This window comes from Streptomyces sp. NPDC043726 (assembly GCF_056436565.1).
The window spans coordinates 36,145-53,446 of record NZ_JBWKCI010000014.1; the positions used below are offsets into that span (position 1 = coordinate 36,145).

Below are 17,302 nucleotides of genomic sequence, written 5' to 3' on the forward strand. Positions count from 1 at the left end.
ACAGACACTTCGACCGTCCTGATGAAGGTTCGCGGGATGCACGCGGCGGCAGAAAACGGCGGCGCGCGCGGATGAGATGAGAGAGATGCGAATTCAGCAGGACCGGGTACACATGCAGCCCGCGTAGCGGACGAGGTCCACATGGACCTTCCGCCACAGGTGCACACAGGTGTCGGTCATGGTGCGGAGTACACCATGACCGTGCGGACCGGTCAACTCACCGTCAGTATGTGGACAATGGCCGCCTCGAAAGCCCCCCGTGGCCGCCACAAGAGCCCTCCGGGCCCGCTCAGCGCGACCCGGCCGTGGCCTCCGCCTCCGAGGCCACCGGACCGCCGAGCGTCGCCTCGGCGGCCGCGTACAGGTCGGCGGGGCGCACCCCGCCGAGCGCGGTGACGAGATGGCCGTCGGGCCGCACGAGCAGGACCGTGTGCGGGGCGGCGCCCGGGTAGTTCTCGGCGACGAGCAGTTCCGCCGGGTGCGGCAGCGCCGTCACCGCCGCCGCGAGCCGGGGCATGATCCCGGCGGTCACCCAGTGCTTGCGGTCCCACACCCCGGTGCCCGGCGCGATCAGCAGCACGAGCAGCGCGCCCCGCCCGAGCCGGTCCCGCAGCCGTACGAACGAGCCGTCCTCCGCGGTGACCCGCACATCGGCGACCGGCGCGCCCACCGCGGTGTCCACGGACACCTCGCCCTCCAGGTGCCGGGGCGCCAGGGGCGAGTCGCCGTACGTCCCCGGCGCGCCGAGCGCTCCACGGCCCAGATGACCCTCGGCGAGCAGCGCGTCATGGCCCCGGGCCGAGCCGGGGACGTACGCGCGCAGTCCGCCGCCGCCGCGCAGCAGCGGCAGCGCCTGGTCGGCGGCGCGCAGCCGGGCGGCGACGACCGCGCGGCGCTCCGTCTGGTAGCTGTCGAGCAGCGCCTCGTGCGGCCCGTGATGCCAGGCCAGTGCCAGCTTCCAGGCGAGGTTGTCGGCGTCCCTGAGCCCCTCGTCGAGCCCCTGGGTGCCGAGCGCTCCGAGCAGATGCGCCGCGTCCCCGGCGAGGAACACCCGCCCGGCCCGCCAGCGCCTCGCCAGCCGGTGGTGCACGGTGTGGACTCCGGTGTCGAGGAGTTCGTACGGCGGTGTCGGGCCGCCCGTCCAGCCCGCGAGCGTCTCCCGGACGCGGGCCACGAGCAGTTCCGGTGTGACCAGGTCCTTGCCCGGCGGCAGCAGCCAGTCCAGGCGCCAGACGCCGTCGGGGAGCGGACGTCCCGCCACCTCCCCGGCCGAGGGGCCCGACGTCCGCCACGGCGGCATCCGGTGGAGCAACGCCTGGCCCTCCCACGGAAGTTCCGTGCGCAGCGCGGCGACCGCGTACCGCTCGACGGCCGTACGGCCGGGGAAGCGGATGTCCTGGAGCTTGCGCACGGTGGAGCGGGGGCCGTCGCAGCCGACCAGGTAACTGCCCCGCCACCAGGTGCCCTTGGGGCCGCGGGTGTGGGCGGTGACGCCCGAGGTCTCCTGCTCGATGCCGTCGAGGCGGCTGTCCACGACGATCCGCGCCAGCCGCTCACCGGCGAGCGCCTCGCGCAGGGCGCCGGTCAGGACGTGCTGGGCGATGTGCACGGGGGCGGAGGGAACGGCCGAATCCCCACCGGAGCCGGAGCCGGAGCCGGAGCCGAAACCAGAGCCGGAGCCGGAGCCGGGGCCGGAACCAGAGCCGGAGCTTGAGCTTGAGCCAGGGGCGGAGCCCGCGCCCGCCCCGGAGTCCTCGAAGGACACCTCGCGCATCACCTGCTTGCGCCGCAGCGACCGCCATCCGGCCCAGCGGCAGCCGGCCTCCGCGACCGGGAGCCCGGTCAGCCGCTCCACCAGGGCGGCCGTGTCCTCGCGCAGCACGAGGGTGCGCGCGAGGCGGGGTTCGTCCTTGCCGGGCCCCTCGTCGAGGACGACGGACGGCACCTCCTGACGCGCCAGCGCCAGGGCGAGCGTGAGCCCGACGGGCCCCGCTCCGACGATGATCACCGGGTCCACGGCGTGGTGCCCCCTGCCCGCAGCGGTGCCCCGGGGGACGTGGGTGAACAGGAGGTTGGAGCAGGGTGCACGATCACAGAACGTATGCAACCCATTGCCGGTGCTTGCGTCAAGTGACGAAGGCAGTGGCGATCATGCCACTGCCTTCGTGTCGTTCACGCCATGCTCAGCATGTCGCTCAGGTCACTTGACCGTGCGTCAGGTGATGCCGCCCTTGCCGGTTCCGGGGGTGCCGATCTCGGCGGCGTTGAGTTCATCCACGTCCTCCGCGCCGAGCACCGCGCCCGTGCTGCGCTTGCTGCGCCGCAGCCTGGCCTCCAGCCAGCTCGCGAAGCTGGTCAGGAGGAAGTTCAGGACGATGTAGATGATCGCCACCACGATGAAGCTCGGAATGACGTTCGCGTAGTTGGCCGCGAGCGTGCCGCGCGCGTTCAGCAGCTCGGTGAAGCCGAGCATCACGCCGCCCAGCGCGGTGTCCTTCACGATGACGACGAGCTGGCTGACGATGGCCGGCAGCATCGCTGTCACGGCCTGTGGCAGCAGGATGGTGGACATCGTCTGGCCCTTGCGCAGACCGATCGCCTGCGCGGCCTCCGTCTGTCCCTTGGGCAGGGCGAGGATGCCCGCGCGGACGATCTCGGCGAGGACCGAGGCGTTGTAGAGCACGAGGCCGGTGACGACCGCGTACAGGGGGCGGTCCGCACTGCTCACGTCCGTGTAGCGAGCGTAGAACTCGTTGGCGAACAGCATCAGCAGCAGGACCGGGATCGCCCGGAAGAACTCGACCACGGCGCTGGCCGGCATCCGCACCCAGCGGTGGTCGGACATCCGGGAGATGCCGAAGAAGGCGCCCAGCGGCAGCGCGATGATCATGGCGAGCGCCGCGGCCTTCAAGGTGTCGCCAAGGCCGGGCAGCAGATACGTCGTCCAGGCCTCGGCCTCGGTGAACGGCTTCCACAGGGACCACTTCAGCTGGCCCTTGTCGTCCATCACCTGCCAGACCCACCACACCAGCAGGGCCAGGAGGACGAAGAAGACGATCGAGAAGATCACATTGCGCCGCTTGGCCTTCGGGCCGGGGGCGTCGTACAGAACCGAGGTCACCGCTTCACCGCCAGTCGCTTGCTCAGCCAGCCGAGGAACAGGCCGGTGGGCAGGGTCAGTACCACGAAACCGAAGGCGAAGATCGCGCCGATGAGCAGCGTCTGTGCCTCGTTCTCGATCATTTCCTTCATCAGCAGGGCCGCCTCGGCGACACCGATCGTGGCCGCCACGGTGGTGTTCTTGGTGAGCGCGATCAGGACGTTGGCCAGCGGGCCGATGACCGAGCGGAACGCCTGCGGCAGGACGACGTACCAGAGCACTTGGCTGAAGCTCAGGCCGAGGGCGCGTGCCGCCTCCGCCTGGCCGACGGGAACGGTGTTGATGCCGGAGCGCAGCGCCTCGCACACGAAGGCGGCGGTGTAGCCGACGAGACCGAGGATCGCCAGGCGGAAGCCCTGGGCCTCGAAGTCGTCCGGCGCGCCCATCGTCATCCCGAAGATGTCGGCGAGGCCGAGCGAGGTGAAGACGATGATGACGGTCAGCGGGATGTTCCGCACGATGTTCACGTAGGCGGTGCCGAAGCCGCGCATCAGCGGGACCGGACTGACCCGCATGGCCGCCAGCAGCGTGCCCCAGATCAGGGAGCCGATGCCCGAGAAAATGGTGAGCTGCACCGTCACCCAGAAGGCGCCGAGCAGGCTCGGGTCGTCATAGTCAGAAAGAAAGTCGAACACGATCTCCCGCGCTTCCGGGTGGGTGGCGTACGTGGGGTACGGCGGCGGTCGTGTCGGGCCGCCGCCGTACTGACGTGTTGCGCCGCCGCCGTGAGGAACGGGCCGACGGCGGCGGCGCGGGGGCGGAAGTCCGCGTTACTGAACGACGTTCCCGATCTTCGGGGCGGGCTCGTTCTTGTAGTCGGCGGGGCCGAAGTTGTCGGTCACGGCCTTGTCCCAGGCCTTCTCGCTGACCATCTTCTCCAGCGCGTCGTTGATGTTGTTCACCATCTCGGTGTCGCCCTTCTTGACACCGATGCCGTAGTTCTCGTTGCTGAGCTTGAGGCCCGCGAGCTTGAACTGGCCCTTGTACTGGTCCTGCGCGGCGAAGCCGGCGAGGATCGAGTCGTCGGTGGTGACCGCGTCGACGGCGCCGCTCTGCAGACCGGCGATGCACTCCGAGTACGTGCCGTACTCCTTGAGCTGGGCGTCCGGGGCGATCTCGTCCTTGACGTTCTGCGCCGAGGTCGAGCCGGTGACCGAGCAGAGCTTCTTGCCGTTGAGGTCGGTGCCCTCGGCGATGTCCGAGTCGGCCTTGACCAGCAGGTCCTGGTGGGCGAGCAGGTACGGGCCGGCGAAGTCGACCTTCTCCTTGCGCTCGTCGGTGATGGAGTAGGTGGCGGCGATGAAGTCGACGTCGCCACGGGAGAGCGCGTTCTCACGGTCGGCGCTCTTGGTCTCGATGAACTCGATCTGGTTCGGCTCGTAGCCGAGCTCGCCCGCCACGTACGTGGCGACGTCCACGTCGAAGCCGGAGAAGGAACCGTCGGGCTCCTTCAGGCCCAGACCGGGCTGGTCGTACTTGATGCCGACCTTGATCTTGTCGCCGCCACCGGAACCCGTGTCGCCGCTGTCGCTGTCGTCGTCGCCGCCACAGGCGGTCGCGGTCAGCGAGAGGACGAGCGCAGCGGCGGCCGCGGCGGTGACCTTGCGGAGCTTCATGGTGAACATCCTTTGTCTGGTGAAGAGATGCGAGCCGTCAGTGCGGGTGACGCAAGGAGCGTCGAGGACGTCGGTGCGCCTCAGTGGTGCAGGATCTTGGACAGGAAGTCCTTTGCGCGGTCGCTGCGCGGGTTGCTGAAAAACTGGTCCGGCACAGCCTCTTCGACGATTCGGCCGTCCGCCATGAACACCACTCGATTGGCGGCCGAACGGGCGAAGCCCATCTCATGGGTCACGACGATCATGGTCATGCCGTCCCGGGCGAGCTGCTGCATGACCTCCAGCACCTCGTTGATCATCTCCGGGTCGAGGGCCGAGGTCGGCTCGTCGAAGAGCATGACCTTGGGCTCCATCGCCAGGGCGCGCGCGATGGCCACGCGCTGCTGCTGGCCGCCGGAGAGCTGGGCGGGGTACTTGTCCGCCTGGCTGGCCACACCCACCCGGTCGAGCAGCTTGCGGGCCTTCTCCTCGGCCTTCTTCTTGTCGGTCTTGCGGACCTTGATCTGGCCCAGCATGACGTTTTCGAGCACGGTCTTGTGCGCGAAGAGATTGAACGACTGGAACACCATGCCGACGTCGGCACGCAGCCGGGCCAGCTCCTTGCCCTCGGCGGGCAGCGGCTTGCCGTCGAGGACGATCGTCCCCGAGTCGATCGTCTCCAGGCGGTTGATGGCGCGGCACAGAGTGGACTTCCCGGACCCGGAGGGCCCGATGACCACGACGACCTCGCCGCGGGCGATCGTCAGATCGATGTCCTGGAGCACGTGCAACGCGCCGAAATGCTTGTTGACGCTCTTCAGGACGACCAGCTCGCCGGTCGCGGCCACATCTTCCTTGGCCACCGATACTTCGGTCATCGCTCTCAGGCTCCGTCCTCCTCGGTTTCGGAGGACAGTAATAACCGTATCCGACCTGCGTCATTAGTTCTGAGGGGAATCTGAGCATCACGATCCGATAGCAATCGGACACGTGTCGTAGCACTTGTGAGCTGGGCGCGTACCGGGTGGGTAACGACAAGCCTCGCGCAACCGGAACCCACTTGACGGCGTCGGCGTCCATCAGCGTGACTGCCATGTGCACGCGCGCGCGTGCTGGATCTTGTCTAGTTGATCAACCCGTACGGCCGATGAACAGGAGGGGGACGGGATGAGACTGCTCCTCGTCGAGGACGACAACCATGTCGCCGCCGCCCTTTCCGCGGTCCTGGCCAGGCACGGCTTCGACGTCACCCATGCCCGCAGCGGCGAGGAGGCGCTCCAGGCGCTGGTCCCGGAGGGGCCCGGCTTCGGCGTCGTCCTGCTCGACCTCGGCCTGCCCGACCAGGACGGCTACGAGGTCTGCGGCAAGATCCGCAAGCGCACCAGCACCCCCGTGATCATGGTGACGGCCCGCTCCGACGTGCGCTCGCGCATCCACGGCCTCAACCTCGGCGCCGACGACTACGTGGTCAAGCCGTACGACACCGGCGAGCTGCTCGCCCGGATCCACGCCGTCAGCCGGCGCAGCGTCCACGAGGACCCGGCGTCCGGCGGCGACACCGTGCTGCGGCTCGGCCCGGTCCACATCGAGCTGCCCACCCGCCAGGTCAGCGTGGCCGGCTCGGTCGTCCAGCTGACCCGCAAGGAGTTCGACCTGCTGGCCCTGCTCGCCCAGCGGCCGGGGGTGGTCTTCCGCCGGGAGCAGATCATCAGCGAGGTCTGGCGGACCAGCTGGGAGGGGACGGGCCGCACCCTGGAGGTCCATGTGGCGTCCCTGCGCGCCAAGCTGCGGATGCCGGCCCTGATCGAGACCGTGCGCGGCGTCGGCTACCGGCTCGTCGCCCCGGCCGCCTAGCGGGTACGGGTGCGCACTCGACTCCTTCCGCTGCTCATCGTCCTGATGGCGGCCGTCCTGCTGGCGCTCGGTGTCCCGCTCGCCGTCAGCCTGGCCGCCGCCCAGCAGCAGAAGGTGGTCGTCGACCGCATCGACGACACGGCGTACTTCGCCGCCATGGCCCGGTCCGTCATGGACACCCCCGAGGGACCGCGCGACGAGGGCCGCACCCTGAGCCGGGAGCTGGAGAGCTACTACGGCGTCTACGGCATCCGCGCGGGCGTCTTCCTGCCCGGTGACACCCCGCTCGCCAACGCGCCGGAGACCTGGTTCCTGCCCGAGACGGGCGAGGTGCGCGACGCCTTCGAGGAGGCGCTGCTCAGCCGCCGCAGCCACGACCCGGAGCAGGTGTGGCCCTGGCAGCGGGGCCGTCTCGTCGTCGCCTCGCCGGTCGTCCGGGACGGCGACGTCGTCGCGGTCGTCGTCACCGACTCGCCCACCGGGGAGATGCGCTCGCGCATCCTCCAGGGCTGGCTGGTCATCGCCGCGGGCGAGTTCGCCGCGATGCTGCTGGCCGTCGGCGCCGCGCTCCGGCTGACCGGCTGGGTGCTGCGTCCCGTACGCGTCCTGGACACCACCACCCACGCCATCGCCAGCGGTGCCCTGAAGTCCCGGGTCGCCGCGGCCGGCGGCCCGCCGGAACTGAGGCGCCTGGCCCGGTCGTTCAACGAGATGGCGGACAACGTCGAGGACGTGCTGGAGCAGCAGCGCGCCTTCGTCGCCGACGCCTCGCACCAACTGCGCAACCCGCTCTCGGCGCTGCTGCTGCGCATCGAGCTGCTCGCCCTGGAGCTGCCGGAGGGCAACGAGGAGATCGCCTCCGTCCAGGCGGAGGGCAAGCGCCTGGCGCAGGTGCTGGACGATCTGCTCGACCTCGCGCTCGCCGAGCACACCGCGGCCGACCTCCGGCTCACCGACATCGGCGCGCTGACCGCCGAGCGGGTCGCGGCCTGGTCGCCGACGGCCGAGGCCAAGGGCGTGACGCTGGTCGGCGACTGCCCGCCCACCACCGCGTGGGTCGACCCGGTGGCGCTCTCCTCCGCGCTGGACGCGGTGATCGACAACGCCGTGAAGTTCACGCCGGAGGACGAGCGGGTCGAGGTGGCGGTGGCCTCCAACGGCGACACCGCCACCGTCGTGGTGGCCGACCTCGGCCCCGGACTGACCGACGAGGAACTCGCCCGCATCGGCGACCGGTTCTGGCGCAGCGGCCGCCATCAGAACGTCAAGGGCTCAGGCCTCGGCCTGTCCATCTCCCGGGCCCTGCTCTCGGCGGGCGGGGGCACGATCTCGTACGACCATCATGCGCCGCACGGTCTGAAGGTCACCGTGCGCGTGCCGCGGAGCGGGGCCTCGGGGCTCACGGCTTGACCGAGCGGTAGTAGCGCCGGGCGCCCGCGTGCAGCGGGAGCGGATCGGTGTAGATCGCGGTGCGTACGTCGACCAGCTGGGCGGAGTGGACGTGCGCGCCGATGCCGTCCCGGCTGTCGAGGACGGTCCGGGTCAGCCACTCTGTGAGCCGGGGGTCGAGGTCCTTGCGGGTCACGAGCAGGTTGGACACGGCCATCGTCGGGACGGTGGAGCCGTTCTGGATGGTCTTGTAGGCCGACTCCGGCATGTTGGTGGCCCGGTAGTAGCGGGTGGCGCCGCCCTGCGCGTGCACCTTCGCGACCAGGTCCTCCTCGATCGGCACGAAGCGGAAGGTGGAGGTCTCCGCGATCTGGGTCAGGCCGCGGGTGGGCAGCCCGCCCGACCAGAAGAACGCGTCGAGGTCCCGCCCGAGCAGCCCGGGGCCGGTGTCGATGCCGTCCGAGCGGGGCGTGATGTCCTTCTGCGGGTCGATGCCGGCCGCCTCCAGCACCCGGGTGGCGATCAGCCGTACACCCGAGTCGGGCAGCCCTATGGCCACCCGCTTGCCCCGCAGGTCCTTGACGGACCTGATGTCGGAGTCCGGCGGGACGACGAGCTGCACGTAGTCGTCGTACAGCCGCGCGACTCCGCGCAGCCGGCCGGCGCCGGGGCCGTCGCCGAGCTCGTACGTCTCCACCGCGTCGGCGGCGGCGATGGTGATGTCGGCCGAGCCGGTCGCCACCCGCTGCACGTTCTGCTGCGATCCGGCGCTGGTCAGCAGGTCGACGTCCAGGTCCGGCATGTCCTTGGCCAGCTCGGCGCGCAGCCGTTCGCCGTACTCGTGGTAGACGCCGGCCCGGGTGCCCGTGCTGAACGTGATCGTCCCGCTCGGCGGCCTTTCGCCCAGGGGCAGCAGCCACCACAGCAGCAGCCCGAGCGCGACGAACCCGGCGACCGCGCCCTGAAGGGCCCGGCGCCTGCCGATACGGGGGAGCAGCGTGGACATGCGGGCGATCCTGCCAGGCGGTACGCGGTGCTGACCAGGGCGGCGGGGTCGGTAGGGTCGCCGCATGAGTGCTTCGCCCGCCGACCTCGTCCGCGCCTTCCACCACGCCTTCGGCCTCGCGGTCCGCACCGAACCCACCGAGGTGTCGGCCGAACTGGCCGCGCATCGAGGGGAATTGCTCGCGGAGGAAGCCGCGGAGGTGGCCGAGGTCTCCGTCACGGGGCCGCTGGACAGGCTCGCGCACGAACTGGCCGACGTGGTGTACGTCGCGTACGGCACAGCCCTCGTCCACGGGATCGACCTCGACGCGGTGATCGCCGAGGTCCACCGCTCCAACATGACCAAGCTGGGGCCCGGCGGGCGGGTGGCCCGGCGGGCCGACGGCAAGGTGCTCAAGGGTGAGCACTACGAGGCGCCGGACGTGGCCGGGGTGCTGAGGCGCCAGGGGTGGAACTCCGCCGGGTAGCCGGGACGCCCGGGTCAGACACTGTCGCCTGCCGGCGAGCTTCCACTCGCGACGCAGGGCGCCCAGCGGGATGTCGTGGCGGATCACCGGCGCGCCGAAGACCGAGAGCGGGACGTGCAGGGTGCCCTTGAGGTCGACTCCGCCGTACACGGCCCACCGGGGCTCCGCATCTCCGCCACATCCTCAAGTGGCCCGATTCACGGCGAGTTGAGGCTGATCTGCGAGGAGTCCTCAGTCGCTCGCCGCCGCCTGTGCCGGTGCCGTTCCCTCCGCCGCTTCCCGCGGTTGCGCCTTCCGCCGCCCCGCCCACCACATGGCCACCGGTTCGGTGAACCGGGCGGTGAGCGGACCTGCGACGACGAGGATGAGGACGTAGGCCGTGGCCAGGGGGCCCAGGGAGGCCGGTTCGATGCCCGCGCTCACCGCGAGCCCCGCGATGACGATCGAGAACTCGCCGCGCGCCACCAGCGCCCCGCCCGCCCGCCAGCGGCCCCGCACCGAGATCCCGGCCCGCCGCGCCGCCCAGTAGCCGGTGCCGATCTTCGTCGCGGCGGTGATCACGGCCAGCACCAGCGCGGGCAGCAGGACCGGCGGAATGCTGGCCGGATCCGTGTGCAGCCCGAAGAAGACGAAGAACACCGCGGCGAACAGGTCCCGCAGCGGGCTGAGCAGCGTGTGCGCCCCCTCCGCGACCTCCCCGGACAGCGCGATGCCCACCAGGAACGCCCCCACCGCGGCCGACACCTGGAGCTGCTGCGCCACGCCCGCCACCAGGATGGTCAGGCCCAGCACCACCAGCAGCAGCTTCTCGGGGTCGTCGCTGGAGACGAACCGGGAGATGACCCGGCCGTAGCGGACCGCGACGAAGAGCACGAGGCTCGCCGCGCCCAGGGCGACGGCCAGCGTCACGCTGCCCGCCATCAGGCCCGCCCCGGTCACCAGGGCGGTGACGATGGGCAGGTACACCGCCATGGCCAGGTCCTCCAGGACCAGCACGCTCAGGATCACCGGCGTCTCGCGGTTGCCGATCCGTCCCAGGTTGCCCAGCACCTTCGCGATGACGCCGGACGAGGAGATCCACGTGACGCCCGCCAGCACGACGGCGGCCACCGGACCCCAGCCGAGCAGCAGCGCCATCGCCGCGCCGGGCAGGGCGTTGAGCGCGGCGTCGACCAGGCCCGCCGGGTAGTGGGCCTTGAGGTTGGTGACGAGATCGCCGGCCGTGTACTCCAGGCCGAGCATCAGCAGCAGCAGGATGACGCCGATCTCCGCGCCCGCCGCGATGAACTCCTCGCTCGCCCCGAGCGGCAGCAACCCGCCCGTGCCGAAAGCGAGCCCGGCGAGCAGATACAGCGGGATCGGCGAGAACCGGAGGCGGGCGGCGACCCGGCCCAGCAGCCCCAGGGCGAGGATGATCGCGCCGAACTCGATCAGCAGGATGCCCGAGTGCACCGGCTCACTCCCGCCCGAGTATCGCGGCGGCGGCGTCCACGCCCTCGCGGGTGCCGATGACGATCAGGGTGTCACCGCCGACCAGCCGGAAGTCCGGCGCCGGGGAGGGGACGGCCTCGGCCCGGCGCAGCACGGCGACGACGGAGGCGCCGGTCTCGGTGCGCATCCGGGTGTCGCCCAGCAGCCGTCCGTTCCAACGGGAGGTCGCGGCCACCTCGATCCGCTCGGCCACCAGGCCCAGGTCGGTGGTGTAGAGCAGGCTCGCGCTGTGGTGGGACGGCTTGAGCGCGTCGATCAGCGAGTCCGCCTCGGGTCCGGTCAGCCGCAGGGACTGCAGACAGGAGTCGGGATCGTCGGCCCGGTACACGTTCACCGTGCGGCCCCCGTCGCGGTGCGCCACCACGGACAGATGACGGTGTTCCCGGGTCACGAGGTCGTACTGGACCCCGATGCCGGGCAGCGGTGTGGCCCTGAGGCGCGGTGCGGACACGGTTCTCTCCCCATGCTCTTCGTGATCTTGACCGACGCTCGGCATGCTGTCAGCTCCCCGTACGGTGGCGATATGGGTGACGGCACGGATATACGCGAGGGCGCTCGAGCGGCGAGGCTGGTGACGGCCGTGCCGCGGCGGACCGGAAGGAGTCGGAACGCGCCCGTGTCCCTGTTCTGGCGGATCTTCTCGCTCAACGCGGCGGGCCTGGTGGTGGCCGCCGCGCTGCTGCTGGGCCCGGTCACCGTGTCGACGCCGATCCTGCCCGTCGAGGCCCTGGTGGTCGTCGTGGGCCTCGCGCTGCTGCTGGTCGGCAACGCGCTCGTGCTGCGCCTCGGCCTCGCCCCGCTGCACCGGCTGGGCCGGGCCATGGCCGACGCGGACCTGCTGCGTCCCGGAGCGCGCGCGGAGGTCGCCGGTCCGGCGGAGGCGGCCGAGCTGATCACGACGTACAACACGATGCTCGACCGGCTGCAGAGCGAGCGGGCCGCCGGGGCCGCCCGGGCGCTGTCCGCGCAGGAGCGGGAGCGCCACCGGATCGCGCGCGAACTGCACGACGAGGTCGGGCAGACCTTGACCGCCGTACTGCTCCAGCTCAAGCGGGTCGCCGACCGCGCGCCCGAGGACCTGCGCGAGGAGGTGGGCCAGGCCCAGGAGGCCACCCGCGCCGGACTCGACGAGATCCGGCGCATCGCCCGCCGGCTGCGCCCCGGTGTCCTGGAGGAGCTGGGGCTGGTCAGCGCGCTGCGCTCGCTCGCCACCGAGTTCACCGCGCACGGCCTGACCGTCCGCCACGCCTTCCCCGCCGACCTGCCCCCGCTCACCGAGGAGTCCGAACTCGTGCTCTACCGCGTCGCCCAGGAGGGCCTGACCAACACCGCCCGGCACTCCGGCGCCGACCGCGCGGACATCGAGCTCCGCAGCCGCGGCGGCCACGGCGTCGAACTCGTCGTACGCGACAACGGCAAGGGCATCGGCGACTCCCCGGAGGGCGCCGGACTGCGCGGGATGCGGGAGCGGGCGCTGCTGGTCGGGGCGGAGCTGTCCGTCGTGCCCGGGGCCGGCGGGGGCACGGAGATCCGGCTGGGGGTGCCGGGATGATCCGCGTGCTCCTGGCCGACGACCACACGCTCGTCCGCCGCGGCGTACGGCTGATCCTCGACGGCGAGCCGGACCTGGAGGTCGTCGCGGAGGCCGCCGACGGCGCCGAGGCGGTGGCGGCGGCCAGGTCCACCGAGGTGGACCTGGCGGTGCTGGACATCGCCATGCCCCGGATGACCGGCCTCCAGGCGGCCAGGGAACTCTCCCGGCGGCTGCCGGAGCTGCGGATCCTGATCCTCACCATGTACGACAACGAGCAGTACTTCTTCGAGGCGCTGAAGGCGGGCGCGGGCGGCTATGTGCTCAAGTCCGTCGCCGACCGCGATCTGGTCGAGGCGTGCCGGGCGGCCGTACGGGACGAGCCGTTCATCTATCCCGGTGCCGAACGGGCGCTGGTCCGCTCCTACCTGGAGCGGCTGCACGGCGGCGGGCGGCTGCCGGAGCGGCCGGTGACCGAGCGCGAGGAGGAGATCCTGAAGCTGGTCGCCGAGGGGCACACCTCGAAGGAGATCGGCGAACTGCTCTTCATCAGCGCGAAGACGGTCGAGCGGCACCGGGCCAATCTGCTGCAGAAACTGGGTGTGCGGGACCGGCTGGAGCTGACCCGGTATGCCATACGGGCGGGGCTCATCGAGCCGTGAGAGCGCGGGTATGGACTAGGGGCGGCCTCGGCGTCATCATGACGACGCCATGACAATAAGGATGCGCTTCCTCAGAGCGGCACTGGTCGCCGTACTCCTCCTGGTACCTCTGACGTCCGTGCCTTCCCAGGCGGCGGCGCGGGAGGACTGGACGGGTCCGCTCAGCACCCGGGGCCGCTGGATCGTCGACGCGGACGGCGACCGCTTCAAGCTGCGCTCGGGCAACTGGCACGGCGCCAGCGGCACCTGGAACGGCTCCGGGAGCACCGAGGAGGACGCCAACCATCACGCGGGCGAGAACTCCGGCCGGATCCCGCTCGGCCTGGACCGCGCGCCCATGGCCGAGATCATCGCCGGTCTCGAGGAGATCGGGATCAACAGCGTCCGGCTGCCCTTCTCCAACGAGATGGTCCACGACACCCGGCCCGTCACGGACGACGCCATCGCCGCCAACCCGGCCCTGCGCGGGAAGACCCCGCTCCAGGTGTACGACGTGGTGGTCCGCGAACTCACCGCCGCCGGACTCGCCGTGATCCTCAACAACCACACCAACACCACCCGCTGGTGCTGCGGGGTCGACGGCAACGAGCGCTGGAACACCAGCCAGTCCACGGCAGCCTGGGAGAGCGACTGGCTGTTCATGGCGAGCCGCTACCGGGACAACAAGCGGGTCGTCGGCGCCGACCTCTACAACGAGGTCCGCCGGAACATCTGGGACGACCCCAACTGGGGCCGGGGCGACGACCACGACTGGTTCGCGGCCTCGCAACGGGTCGCCGACCGGCTGCTGCTGGAGGCCAACCCCGACCTCCTGATCATCGTCGAGGGCATCAACTGGACCGGCATCCCGATCGACGGCTTCGCCCACGAACGCCCCACCCTGGAGCCGGTACGCCGCCTCTCGCACACCCTCGTCGACTCCGGCAAGCTCGTGTACTCCGCCCACTTCTACGACTACACGGGCCCGAACCACTCCGGAGCCACCGGAACCGGCGAGACCACCGACCCGCGCTACCGCGACCTCAGCCCCACCGAGCTGTTCTCCGTCCTGAACCGCCAGGCGTTCTACGTCGCCGCCGAACCGGACCAGCACTTCACCGCCCCCGTCTGGATCAGCGAGTTCGGCGTCGGGGGCCGCCAGGAGACCGGCGCCAAGCAGCGCGCCTGGTTCGAGAACTTCGTCGACCACCTCGTCCGCACCGACGCGGACTTCGCGTACTGGCCGCTCGTCGGCTGGCACGAGAACCGCACGGGCAACGGCTGGGCGCTGCTCCACTGGGACGCGGCCGGCCGGCGCATGGGCGTGTACGACGGCGACGACTGGCGGGCCGGGGCCTGGAGCCGGCTCGTCGGGGCGCGGGGCCGGACCGGTCAGGTGGCCCGGGTGGCCGACTGGTCCCAGCTCAGCCCCGACCACGGCGACTTCATCGCCTCCCGGCGGATGCGGGGCCTGCCCGACTGGGACTCCGGCGCCCGCAAGGCGGTCTGCCCGGACGGACAGCGGCTGCTGGGCCTGAGCCACACCGGGAACCGGGGGCTGTGCTCGGACGCCGGGCTCTCGTGGCGCCCGGGCGGGCACGAGGTGGTCGTCGACGAGCGGCACGTCCGGCAGGACTGGGCCTCCGGCTACACCAAGCTCCAGTGCCCCGACGGCTCCCTGCTCACCGGCTACAGCGTGCGGGGCGCGGCCGTCTCGGCGGCGCTGTGCGCGCCGGCCCCGGTCGGCACCGGCGGCGGCCGCACGGTCTGGTTCGACCGGGGCGACAACCGGGGGCCGGCGCCCAAGGGCGGTGACTTCGCGTACGGCCACTACAAGGGGCAGTGCGCCGAGGACGAGTACGCGGCCGGGATCGCGTACACGGGCCGAGTGGGCTCGGGACGGACGCCGGACGCGCTCTACTGCCGGACTGTCGCACGGTAGTGCGGATCATGTAGGGGGCACCGCACTCTTGGCGGCCGGTGCCCGCATGGCCGGTCGCGCATGGCCGGCTCGGAGAAACCGGCCGCGGTGAGCAGGGCGCCGTACGCGTCCGCCGGGCGGAACCAGCAGGCGGTGGTGACCCAGCCGCCGTCGAGTTGCCGCAGTTCCGTGGGCATGGGCGCGACCGGTGCGCAGGCCGTGTCCGGATCGCCGTACCGCAGCGTGGCGAACCGCTCTCCGAGGGCGCCGGTGTTGAGGTCGACGAGGACGGACGGGGCTCCCGGCCGCAGCATGCTGTGGGTCTGTCAGCGCGGCCAGGCGCCGGTCGTCGGGGTCGGTGCAGTGGACGGAGACGGCACACCGCCGCGTCGACGCTCGCGTCCGGCCGCCAGTCCGGGGCGCGGCCGTCGAAGCGCCGGTAGTCCACGCGCGGGTGGGGGCAGTCGGCGCGGGCTAGGTCCAGCATGTGCGCCGAGGGGCCGACGCCCTGCACCGCCCAGCCCTGCCGCTCGGCCAGTCCGAGCGCGCGGGCGCCGGTGCCGCAGCCGATGTCCAGCACGGTTGCGCCCGGGTCCGCTCCAGCACCGCGGGGAAGATCAGCTGCCGGGCCAGTCGCATGCCGCGGTTCCGACGGGCGGGTGCGGAGAACCGGCGGCCGGGAGGGGTGCTCCCGGCGCGCCCTTACCCTTGTTCCATGAGCAGCATCGACCGGAGCCACGCCGTGGACGTCAAGCGAACGTATGAGGTGCGCACCTACGGGTGCCAGATGAACGTCCACGACTCCGAGCGATTGTCCGGGCTGCTGGAGGACGCCGGTTACGTCCGCGCCCCCGAGGACGCCGACGGCGACGCCGACGTCGTCGTCTTCAACACCTGCGCCGTACGCGAGAACGCCGACAACCGGCTCTACGGCAACCTCGGGCGGCTCGCGCCGAGGAAGGCCTCGCGCCCCGGGATGCAGATCGCGGTCGGCGGCTGCCTGGCCCAGAAGGACCGGGACACCATCGTCAAGAAGGCGCCCTGGGTGGACGTCGTCTTCGGCACGCACAACATCGGCAAACTGCCGGTCCTGCTGGAGCGCGCCCGGGTGCAGGAGGAGGCGCAGGTCGAGATCGCCGAGTCCCTGGAGGCGTTCCCGTCCACGCTGCCGACCCGGCGCGAGAGCGCGTACGCCGCGTGGGTCTCCATCTCCGTCGGCTGCAACAACACCTGCACCTTCTGCATCGTCCCGGCGCTGCGCGGCAAGGAGAAGGACCGCCGGACCGGCGACATCCTCGCCGAGATCGAGGCGCTGGTCGGCGAGGGCGTCTCCGAGATCACGCTGCTCGGCCAGAACGTCAACGCGTACGGCTCCGACATCGGCGACCGCGAGGCGTTCAGCAAGCTCCTGCGGGCCTGCGGGAAGATCGAGGGCCTGGAGCGCGTCCGCTTCACCTCCCCGCACCCGCGCGACTTCACGGACGACGTGATCGCGGCCATGGCCGAGACCCCGAACGTGATGCCGCAGCTGCACATGCCGCTGCAGTCCGGCTCGGACACGGTGCTGAAGGCGATGCGCCGCTCGTACCGGCAGGAGCGTTACCTCGGGATCATCGAGAAGGTCCGCGCCGCCATTCCGCACGCGGCCATCACGACCGACATCATCGTGGGCTTCCCCGGCGAGACCGAGGAGGACTTCGAGCAGACGCTGCACGTCGTGCGCGAGGCCCGGTTCGCGCAGGCCTTCACTTTCCAGTACTCCAAGCGGCCCGGGACCCCGGCCGCGACCATGGAGGACCAGATCCCCAAGGAGGTCGTCCAGGCGCGGTACGAGCGGCTCGTCGCCCTTCAGGAGGAGATCTCCTGGGACGAGAACAAGAAGCAGGTCGGCCGCACCCTGGAGCTGATGGTCGCCGAGGGCGAGGGCCGCAAGGACGGCGCCACCCACCGGCTGTCCGGCCGCGCCGCCGACAACCGCCTGGTCCACTTCACCAAGCCGGACCAGGAGGTCCGCCCCGGCGACGTGGTGACCGTCGAGATCACCTACGCGGCCCCGCACCACCTGCTCGCCGAGGGCGCGGTCCTGGACGTCCGCCGCACCCGCGCGGGCGACGCCTGGGAGAAGCGCAACGCCGCCGAGGCCGCGAAGCCGGCGGGCGTCATGCTGGGCCTGCCGCAGATCGGCGTTCCGGAGCCGCTGCCGGTGGCGACCGGGGGCTGTGCCCTCGACTGACGTGCGGGGGCGTGG

17 protein-coding genes and 1 pseudogene are annotated in these 17,302 nt (G+C 71.4%); 7 read left to right on the forward strand and 11 right to left on the reverse strand.

Annotated elements, in window-relative coordinates; translation table 11 throughout:
* Positions 1 to 93: 93 nt before the first annotated feature.
* The 6 genes from AC068Z_RS33790 to AC068Z_RS33815 form a co-directional block, all read right to left on the reverse strand.
* Positions 94 to 180 carry a putative leader peptide gene (locus AC068Z_RS33790; RefSeq protein WP_351985706.1) on the reverse strand — a complete coding sequence of 29 codons (87 nt, stop codon included), beginning with the start codon at positions 178 to 180 and terminating at the stop codon, positions 94 to 96.
* A 109-nt stretch (positions 181 to 289) separates the two neighbouring features.
* Positions 290 to 2,017, reverse strand: coding sequence for an FAD-dependent monooxygenase (locus AC068Z_RS33795; protein ID WP_478564459.1), 1,728 nt, complete (start codon positions 2,015 to 2,017; stop codon positions 290 to 292).
* Between the two features lie 198 nt (positions 2,018 to 2,215).
* Entirely contained in the window at positions 2,216 to 3,121 is a 906-nt protein-coding gene (locus AC068Z_RS33800) for an amino acid ABC transporter permease (RefSeq protein ID WP_478564462.1), read from the reverse strand.
* The gene (locus AC068Z_RS33805) at positions 3,118 to 3,795 is read right to left on the reverse strand and encodes an amino acid ABC transporter permease (protein ID WP_451723015.1); all 678 of its coding nucleotides are present in this window, start codon (positions 3,793 to 3,795) and stop codon (positions 3,118 to 3,120) included. Before AC068Z_RS33805 ends, AC068Z_RS33800 begins: the two co-directional genes overlap by 4 nt.
* 135 nt (positions 3,796 to 3,930) lie before the next feature.
* Positions 3,931 to 4,776 carry a glutamate ABC transporter substrate-binding protein gene (locus tag AC068Z_RS33810; protein WP_478564466.1) on the reverse strand — a complete coding sequence of 282 codons (846 nt, stop codon included), beginning with the start codon at positions 4,774 to 4,776 and terminating at the stop codon, positions 3,931 to 3,933.
* Positions 4,777 to 4,856: 80 nt separating this feature from the next.
* Positions 4,857 to 5,633 carry an amino acid ABC transporter ATP-binding protein gene (locus AC068Z_RS33815; RefSeq protein WP_478564469.1) on the reverse strand — a complete coding sequence of 259 codons (777 nt, stop codon included), beginning with the start codon at positions 5,631 to 5,633 and terminating at the stop codon, positions 4,857 to 4,859.
* A gap of 289 nt (positions 5,634 to 5,922) precedes the next feature.
* On the opposite strand from AC068Z_RS33815, the gene AC068Z_RS33820 reads away from it, so the two are divergent.
* Together AC068Z_RS33820 and AC068Z_RS33825 are read left to right on the forward strand one after the other, a co-directional pair.
* Positions 5,923 to 6,609 (forward strand): response regulator transcription factor, encoded by a 687-nt coding sequence (locus AC068Z_RS33820; RefSeq protein ID WP_478564472.1) that lies wholly within the window; start codon positions 5,923 to 5,925, stop codon positions 6,607 to 6,609.
* A 9-nt stretch (positions 6,610 to 6,618) separates the two neighbouring features.
* On the forward strand, positions 6,619 to 8,019 hold the full coding sequence (locus AC068Z_RS33825; RefSeq protein WP_478564475.1) for a sensor histidine kinase: 1,401 nt from the start codon (positions 6,619 to 6,621) through the stop codon (positions 8,017 to 8,019).
* On the opposite strand, the gene AC068Z_RS33830 is transcribed toward AC068Z_RS33825, so the two are convergent.
* Positions 8,009 to 9,004, reverse strand: a complete 996-nt coding sequence (locus tag AC068Z_RS33830; protein ID WP_478564478.1) for a TAXI family TRAP transporter solute-binding subunit — start codon at positions 9,002 to 9,004, stop codon at positions 8,009 to 8,011. The genes AC068Z_RS33825 and AC068Z_RS33830 overlap by 11 nt on opposite strands.
* 64 nt (positions 9,005 to 9,068) lie before the next feature.
* Between AC068Z_RS33830 and AC068Z_RS33835 the strand changes: the two genes are divergently transcribed.
* On the forward strand, positions 9,069 to 9,470 hold the full coding sequence (locus AC068Z_RS33835) for a pyrophosphohydrolase domain-containing protein (protein ID WP_478564481.1): 402 nt from the start codon (positions 9,069 to 9,071) through the stop codon (positions 9,468 to 9,470).
* A gap of 231 nt (positions 9,471 to 9,701) precedes the next feature.
* On the opposite strand, the gene AC068Z_RS33840 is transcribed toward AC068Z_RS33835, so the two are convergent.
* Together AC068Z_RS33840 and AC068Z_RS33845 are read right to left on the reverse strand one after the other, a co-directional pair.
* Entirely contained in the window at positions 9,702 to 10,922 is a 1,221-nt protein-coding gene (locus AC068Z_RS33840) for a cation:proton antiporter (RefSeq protein WP_478564483.1), read from the reverse strand.
* Positions 10,923 to 10,926: 4 nt separating this feature from the next.
* Positions 10,927 to 11,412: a cation:proton antiporter regulatory subunit gene (locus AC068Z_RS33845; RefSeq protein ID WP_478564486.1), complete on the reverse strand. Its 486-nt coding sequence runs from the start codon at positions 11,410 to 11,412 to the stop codon at positions 10,927 to 10,929.
* A 165-nt stretch (positions 11,413 to 11,577) separates the two neighbouring features.
* Between AC068Z_RS33845 and AC068Z_RS33850 the strand changes: the two genes are divergently transcribed.
* The 3 genes from AC068Z_RS33850 to AC068Z_RS33860 are packed head-to-tail and all read left to right on the forward strand — an operon-like array spanning position 11,578 to position 15,075.
* Positions 11,578 to 12,513: a HAMP domain-containing sensor histidine kinase gene (locus AC068Z_RS33850; RefSeq protein ID WP_478564489.1), complete on the forward strand. Its 936-nt coding sequence runs from the start codon at positions 11,578 to 11,580 to the stop codon at positions 12,511 to 12,513.
* Positions 12,510 to 13,154, forward strand: a complete 645-nt coding sequence (locus tag AC068Z_RS33855) for a response regulator (protein WP_478564492.1) — start codon at positions 12,510 to 12,512, stop codon at positions 13,152 to 13,154. Before AC068Z_RS33850 ends, AC068Z_RS33855 begins: the two co-directional genes overlap by 4 nt.
* Positions 13,155 to 13,203: 49 nt before the next feature.
* Entirely contained in the window at positions 13,204 to 15,075 is a 1,872-nt protein-coding gene (locus tag AC068Z_RS33860) for a glycoside hydrolase family 5 protein (RefSeq protein ID WP_478564495.1), read from the forward strand.
* On the opposite strand, the gene AC068Z_RS33865 is transcribed toward AC068Z_RS33860, so the two are convergent.
* The gene (locus tag AC068Z_RS33865) at positions 15,051 to 15,368 is read right to left on the reverse strand and encodes a hypothetical protein (protein ID WP_478564498.1); all 318 of its coding nucleotides are present in this window, start codon (positions 15,366 to 15,368) and stop codon (positions 15,051 to 15,053) included. The genes AC068Z_RS33860 and AC068Z_RS33865 overlap by 25 nt on opposite strands.
* A 56-nt stretch (positions 15,369 to 15,424) precedes the next feature.
* Positions 15,425 to 15,853, reverse strand: a pseudogene (locus AC068Z_RS33870) (class I SAM-dependent methyltransferase); the annotation flags it as partial.
* Here AC068Z_RS33870 and miaB point away from each other — a divergent pair.
* Positions 15,770 to 17,287 (forward strand): tRNA (N6-isopentenyl adenosine(37)-C2)-methylthiotransferase MiaB, encoded by a 1,518-nt coding sequence (gene miaB / locus AC068Z_RS33875; RefSeq protein WP_478564500.1) that lies wholly within the window; start codon positions 15,770 to 15,772, stop codon positions 17,285 to 17,287. The pseudogene AC068Z_RS33870 and the gene miaB sit on opposite strands and share 84 nt — an antisense overlap.
* Positions 17,288 to 17,302 lie beyond the last annotated feature (15 nt).